Source organism: Candidatus Protofrankia californiensis, assembly GCF_900634765.1.
GTDB classification, from domain to species: Bacteria; Actinomycetota; Actinomycetes; order Frankiales; family Frankiaceae; genus Protofrankia; species Protofrankia californiensis.
The window spans coordinates 1-5,269 of the sequence record NZ_CAAAFT010000450.1 but is presented as its reverse complement, the minus strand read 5'-3'; the positions used below and the strand labels follow the sequence as shown (position 1 = coordinate 5,269).

At 70.4% G+C, this 5,269-nt stretch carries 6 protein-coding genes; 4 read left to right on the top strand and 2 right to left on the bottom strand.

All coding sequences use genetic code 11. From position 1 onward, the window contains the following. The 3 genes from DD1DGNOD_RS23370 to DD1DGNOD_RS23360 all read left to right on the top strand — a co-directional run. The coding region (locus DD1DGNOD_RS23370) for a nitrite/sulfite reductase (protein WP_131771036.1) at positions 1-1,720 on the top strand (1,720 nt) is incomplete at its 5' end. After that, positions 1,713-1,955 (top strand): hypothetical protein, encoded by a 243-nt coding sequence (locus tag DD1DGNOD_RS23365; RefSeq protein ID WP_131768575.1) that lies wholly within the window; start codon positions 1,713-1,715, stop codon positions 1,953-1,955. The genes DD1DGNOD_RS23370 and DD1DGNOD_RS23365, both read left to right, overlap by 8 nt. Then, on the top strand, positions 1,955-2,626 hold the full coding sequence (locus DD1DGNOD_RS23360) for a phosphoadenylyl-sulfate reductase (RefSeq protein WP_131768574.1): 672 nt from the start codon (positions 1,955-1,957) through the stop codon (positions 2,624-2,626). Before DD1DGNOD_RS23365 ends, DD1DGNOD_RS23360 begins: the two co-directional genes overlap by 1 nt. A 180-nt stretch (positions 2,627-2,806) precedes the next feature. Here the strand turns inward: DD1DGNOD_RS23360 and DD1DGNOD_RS23355 are convergent, their stop codons facing one another. Then, entirely contained in the window at positions 2,807-3,316 is a 510-nt protein-coding gene (locus DD1DGNOD_RS23355) for an HAD hydrolase-like protein (RefSeq protein WP_346434369.1), read from the bottom strand. 7 nt (positions 3,317-3,323) lie between these two features. Then, positions 3,324-3,578 (bottom strand): hypothetical protein, encoded by a 255-nt coding sequence (locus DD1DGNOD_RS30955; RefSeq protein ID WP_346434368.1) that lies wholly within the window; start codon positions 3,576-3,578, stop codon positions 3,324-3,326. Between the two features lie 66 nt (positions 3,579-3,644). On the opposite strand from DD1DGNOD_RS30955, the gene cobA reads away from it, so the two are divergent. Beyond that, a partial coding sequence (cobA, locus tag DD1DGNOD_RS23350) for a uroporphyrinogen-III C-methyltransferase (protein WP_131771037.1) occupies positions 3,645-5,269 on the top strand: 1,625 nt, incomplete at its 3' end.

The window sequence follows — 5,269 nt, the reverse complement described above, 5'->3', positions numbered from 1 at the left end:
CCGCTACCCCTACACGGGCTTCGCTGGTATCGACCCCCAGGACCTTCGGGGGCGGTTCCGCTGGTGGGGGCTGTACACCCAGCGCAGGGAGGGCATCGACGGCGGCAAGACGGCCGTCCTGGAGCCCGAGGAGCTCGACGCCCCGTTCTTCATGCAGCGCATCCGCCTCGACGGCGGCCGGCTGACCAGCGATCAGCTCCGCGTCATCGCCGGGATCTCCACCCGCTACGGGCGGGACGTCGCCGACGTCACCGACCGTCAGAACATCCAGCTCCACTGGATCCGCATCGAGGACGTTCCGGCGATCTGGGCGGCGCTCGAGGGCGCCGGGATGACGACGGCCGAGGCGTGCGGTGACACTCCCCGCGTCATCCTGGGATGCCCGTTGGCCGGCGTCGACGGCGACGAGGTCATCGACGCCACCCCGGTGATCGAGGAGACCGTCCGGCGCTATGTGGGCGACACGTCCCTGAGCAATCTGCCGCGCAAGTTCAAAAGCGCCATCTCCGGCTGTGCCGACCACTGCACACTGCACGAGATCAACGACATCGCGTTCGTCGGGGTCGTCCACCCCGAACTCGGCGCCGGCTACGACCTGTGGGTCGGTGGCGGCCTGTCGACGAACCCCAAGCTCGGGGTCAGGCTCGGCACCTTTGTGACCCCCGGCCGGGTCGCCGAGGTCTGGCATGGCGTGGCCAGCCTGTTCCGGGACTACGGCTACCGGCGGATGCGCACCCGGGCCCGGCTGAAGTTCCTGGTGGCCGACATGGGGCCCGAATGGGTCCGCGCCACCCTGGAGAAGGAGTATCTGACCGCGCCGCTGCCCGACGGCCCGCCGCCGGCGCCGCCACGCAACGAGGGGCGCGACCACATAGGCGTCCACCAGCAGACCGATGGCCGCCTCGCGGTCGGGTTCGCCCCCCGCGCCGGGCGGCTCACCGGTACCGCGCTCACCGCGGTCGCGGACCTCTCCGACCGTTTCGCCGCCGGTCGCATCCGGGCGACGACCACGCAGAAGCTGGTCATCCTCGACGTCGACCCGGCCAGGGCCGACGAGCTGGAGGCCGAACTCACCACGCTCGACCTGGTCGTGCGGCCGAGTGTGTTCCGGCGCGGCACCATGGCCTGCACCGGTATCGAGTTCTGCAAACTCGCCATCGTCGAGACCAAGGCGAAGGCCGGTTCGTTGATCGACGAACTTGAACGCCGCCTGCCGGATTTCACCGAGCCGATCGGTATCCACGTCAACGGATGCCCCAATGCCTGCGCGCGTTTCCAGGTCGCCGACATCGGGCTCAAGGGTTCCCTGGTCCCGGACGTCTCCGGGGAACTCGTCGAGGGGTTCCAGGTCCATCTCGGCGGTCATCTCGGCACCCGGTCGCGACTCGGCCGGAAGTCCCGGGGGTTGAAGGTCACCTCTGCCGGGGTCGTCGACTACGTCGACGGACTGCTCCGCGCCTATTCCGTCGGCCGTGGCGAGGGTGAGTCCTTCGCGGACTGGGTGGAACGGGTGGACGAGTCCGTGCTCGCCGTTTCGTCCGGCGAGGGCCGTGCGTCCCGCGGCGGCGGCTCCGGCGGCAGCGGATCCCGCGGCGGCGGCTCCGGTGATGGCACTGCTGGCGGGGTTCGCGCGTCCGGCGGTGATACGTCCGGCGGAGCCGGTTCGGCGGCGGGTACCGATGCGCTGGGCAACGGGCGGCTCGGAGGCGGCGATGGCTAGCGCTCATTCGGTCCCGTTCTACTGCCCGTACTGCGGCGAGGAGGACCTCGTCCCCTACCTGCCGGTCGGGGATGCGTCCGCCGGGTCGGGTCATGGCCAGTGGTCGTGCGGTAGCTGCCGGCGGGCGTTCCGGCTGAGCCTGACCGCGCTTGCGGTTGCGGTGACGCCGGCCGCAGCCCACGCCGTCCCGTCCTTTGAACAGGGAGTCGTCGCAGCAACGGAGGAGAGGCGCTGATGGATGCCGCGTTGAAGGCTCGGGCCCTACGTGCCGGTGACGAACTGGAGGGCGCGCCAGCCGAGGAGATCCTGAGCTGGGCGGTGGAGCAGTTCGGTACGAAGTTCGCCGTCGCCGCGTCCATGGCCGAGGCGGTGCTCGTCGACATGCTCTCCCGGATCCGCTCGGACGTCCCGGTAGTGTTCATCGACACCGGCTACCACTTCGCCGAGACGGTCGGCACCCGGGACGCGGTCGCACACCGTTATGATCTGCCGCTGGTCAGCATTGGCCCACAGCTGACCGTAGCCGGTCAGGACGCCGTGTACGGGCCGAAGCTTTTCGAGCGTGACCCGGACCAGTGCTGCCGGATGCGCAAGGTCGTGCCCCTGGACCGGGCGCTCGCGCCGTACCGGGCATGGGCGGCGGGTTCGCGGCGGGCCGAGAGCGCCGGGCGCAAGAACCTGCCGGTCGTGGGGTGGGACGAACGCCGCGGCAAGGTGAAGGTCCACCCGTTGGCGACATGGACGGACGAGGACGTCGACCGCTACGTCCAGGAGCATGGGGTCATCGTCAACCCGCTGCTGTCCGACGGCTATGACTCGGTCGGCTGCTGGCCGTGCACCGAACGCGGCCAGGGGCGGGCAGGCCGCTGGATCGGCTCGACCAAGACCGAATGCGGCATCCACTGACCTTTTCGCCCGGCTCCTTTTCGTTTTCGTTCGACCTCTGTCGGTCGATTCTTGTCCCGTGGATCCGGTGACAGCCGTACTCGGCCAACGGCCATTGGCGCGACCGTTCATTAACACTGTGGATTCCTGATGCGGTTGCCGGGGCGGTATCGGCCGTCCGCGATGGCCAGCATGAGTTCGTCACCAGTATCGGACATCTCGTGACCACGATTGAGACTTCCGTCCGCTGATGAGCAACCATCTCAGAACAGCGCGAAGGCCGGGTCCCGTCTTCCGCACGGCCGCCACGTCGGTCAGGTCGGGCAGCACGGCGTCCGCTCCCGTCGCCGCCAGCTCTGCGGTGTTGCTCGCACCCGTGGCCACGCCAACCGCCCGGGCTCCGGCGCCGTGGGCGCCCTTGATGTCGTGCGGCGTGTCCCCGATGACCACCACACGACCCGGTGCGAACGCCACGCCGTACCTGGCCTCGGCCCGCTTGATCGCCAGCCGTACCAGCACGGCTCGATCGCCGTCGTCATCCCCGTAACCGCCGACCTCAAGGTCGAGGTGCACCGTCAGGCCGAAGGCGTTGAGTTTCGTGGACGCGATAGAGCGGATGTTGCCGGTCACCACCGACTGCACGGTGCCCTCGGCCACCAGAGCAGCGATCGCCTCGCGGGTACCCGGCAACCGCTCGCAGGCCTCCCGCATCCGTCCTTCAAGCTGGCGGGCGGCGTCGCTCAGCGCCTCGTAGATAGGCGTTGAACATCGGCTCGTCGTCCGAGATGCCGTTGAGTCGCAGCGTGTCGAGCAGGATGGCCCGCTCAGTGCGGCCCGTCATGTCGGCCAGCTCGCCGAGGGGCTTGCCGGTCACGATCTGGAACGCCACGGCGTAGATCTCCCGGCTGACCGGGCCGATGTTGACGAGGGTGCGGTCTATGTCCCAGAGGAGGAGGGCGGGCGTCGCGGTCACTGGCATATGATCTCGCGGCTGAGGTTCGTCCGAGACGTGGTGCTGCGCGGCGGTAGCGTCGCAAGGATGAGCGAGGGCCATGGAACCGGGACGGCGGACGGGTCGGCGCGGGTTTCGGGAGAGGTCTGGTTGGTCGGGGCCGGGCCCGGTGATCCGGGGTTACTTACCGTTCGTGGTCGGGAACTGCTCGGTGTGGCCGATGTCGTCGTCACTGACCGCCTGGTGTCCGCTGACGTTCTCAGGTATGTCCGGCCCGAAGCGGAGATCATCCATAGCGGCAAGAGCGCTGGCGCGCTCACCCGCACGCAGGACGGCGTCAACGCGTTGCTGGTCGAACGGGCGCTTGAGGGTTGTATGGTCGTCCGGCTCAAGGGCGGGGACCCGTTCCTGCTCGGCCGCGGCGGCGAGGAGGCGGAGGCGTGCCGGCTCGCCGGCGTGCGGTGCACGGTTGTCCCGGGGGTGACCGCGGCATTCGCCGCCCCCGCGTACGCCGGCATCCCGGTCACCCACCGTGGTATCGCTCAGGATGTCGCGGTCGTCTCCGGCCATCTGCCACCCGGGCATCCCGACTCCACCGTCGACTGGGCGGCGCTCGGCGCGTCCCGGATGACCATCGTCGTGCTGATGGGGATCGCCCGGCTCACCGACGTCACCGCGGCCCTCATCGACGGCGGACGGTCGCCCGACACGCCTGTCGCGGTGATCGAACGTGCCACGACGCCGGCGCAACGGGTCGTGCGCGGCACCCTCGACGCGGTCGCGGCCGACGCGGTCGCGCAGGGTGTGCGATCACCGGCTGTCGTGGTGGTCGGCGACGTCGCGGCCCGCCGCGACGCGGTACCGCGGATCTTCCTGCGCTCCGACGGCGGGAATGGTGACGGCCATGGTGACGGTGACAGCAATGGTGACGGTGACATGCGGGGGTCTGCCGCCGACCCGCCAACCCCGGGCGCCGACGCCGACCGTCCCCTGGAGGGGGTCCGGGTCCTTGTTCCACGGACGAGACCGCGTCCCGGTCTGTTGGCCGCCCGGCTGCGCGCGCTCGGCGCGGACGCTGTGGAGACCACAGTCTCGCGTCCCGGGCCGGTGACCGACCCGGCACCGCTGCTGGCAGCGCTTGCCGGCGCGGACGCGTTGGTGCTGGCGGGTGTCGCGGAGGTCGGGGCGGTCGTCGCGCTGCTGCGCCGGGCCGTCCGCGACACCCGTGCGCTTGCCGGGCTCGTGCTGGTGGCCGCCGATCCCGAAGCGGAGGTCGCGCTGGAGGCTCTCGGGCTGTCCTGCGTCCGGTCGCTCGTCAGCGTGCAGGGCACAAAGCCGCAGGGGACGGAGCAGGCTACGGAATATTTTGGCGTGCAGGGCGCAGAGCCTGTTGGCGTGCAGGGCGCACACCGGCCGCTGCTCGTCCCCGGTTCGGCGAGCGGCACTCCCCGAGTGGCGGTGTGCGCATCCGCGCTGCCGCCCGCCGGAGCGGAAACGGTGCGCAGGATCAGCCTCCTGACCGACATCGTCGCCGAGCCTGATCCGCGGATCATTGAGGAGATACGGCACGGCGATCTGCACGCGGCGGCGTTCGCGTCGTCCACCGCGGCTCGCGCGACCGTTGCACTGTACGGCCCTCTACCAGCCGGGATCATGGTGGCCGCGATGGGCCAGCGGACCGCCGCGGCCTGCCGGCACGCCGGCATCCGGGT